At 58.8% G+C, this 308-nt stretch carries 1 protein-coding gene; it reads left to right on the forward strand.

Going from position 1 to position 308, the window contains the following annotated elements; all coding sequences use genetic code 11:
- A partial coding sequence (locus H6A60_RS12990) for a hypothetical protein (RefSeq protein ID WP_205105281.1) occupies positions 1-300 on the forward strand: 300 nt, incomplete at its 5' end.
- Positions 301-308 lie beyond the last annotated feature (8 nt).

The following is a 308-nucleotide window of genomic DNA, read 5'->3' on the forward strand; positions in this document are numbered from 1 at the left end:
ACGTATGTCGAAAGCGGCGCCTCGGTTACGCTTGGCAAGACTGATGCATTCGGCAAAACGGATTATCTCGAGATCGCCGCAGGCGGCTCCGTCTCCCTTGCCGACGGTTTGAGCCAGGTTGTCGGCGAGCTCGCAGGCAACGGATCGCTTTCGCTCGGATCCGGATCCAGCTTCACGATTAACAACAGCCAGCGTCAAGACGGCGAGGACGATCCCGCTGCGAAGGACGAGATTGTCATCGAAACGGCCATCACGGCTGCTTACGGTTCGACCTTTGTCAATAACGGCTCTGTCGCCTAGACGGCCGA

Origin of the sequence: Sutterella massiliensis (assembly GCF_016899755.1) — a bacterium.
GTDB classification, from domain to species: Bacteria; Pseudomonadota; Gammaproteobacteria; order Burkholderiales; family Burkholderiaceae_F; genus Sutterella; species Sutterella massiliensis.